This window comes from Treponema endosymbiont of Eucomonympha sp., assembly GCF_001028545.1.
Map to the genome: position 1 here is coordinate 1 of NZ_BBPW01000453.1, position 568 is coordinate 568.

Below are 568 nucleotides of genomic sequence, written 5' to 3' on the forward strand. Positions count from 1 at the left end.
CGCCGAGGCGGCGAGGTTATACGGCTTCCGCATGTCCACGACGGCGCGCCCGCCGTGCCGCGCCCCGAAAATCAGGCTGATTCGGCTGCTCGATCCGCACTATCTGTGCGTGCCGAGCCTGCATATCGCTATTGTCGTGCTGACGTTTTCGTTTTACCGCAGGGTGTTCCGCACGGAAGAGCGGCATTTCAGCGGCGCGCTTCGGGAGCGCTATAGCGCGGAACTGTACGACGGCGCACTCGAAATCGCGGAAACGGTGCTGTACGTGAAGCAGCACAGCGTCAACTGCATTCCGGCGGCGCTGTATATGATGACTCGTCTGGCGCCGGAGCTTTTCCCGGTCGGAGACGCCGTCGCGTTCATAGACCGGCTTTTCGAGCGCGACGAGGATATCGCCCCGCTCGACCGGGAACGCCTCGCCGCGCACATTCACCTGCTTTTTGAACAGCTTCTGCTTGAAAGCTGCTTCGGGGACGACTGGGCGTATCCGGTCCGCCGGTGGCTGGAGCGGTACGGAGAGCCTTCGGCAAAGCCGGACATTTGAGTTCCCCGCAAGGGGCAGTGAGAA

At 62.5% G+C, this 568-nt stretch carries 1 pseudogene; it reads left to right on the forward strand.

Annotated elements, in window-relative coordinates:
- Nucleotides 1-544, forward strand: a pseudogene (locus tag AWU74_RS07555) (hypothetical protein); the annotation flags it as partial.
- Nucleotides 545-568: the final 24 nt, after the last annotated feature.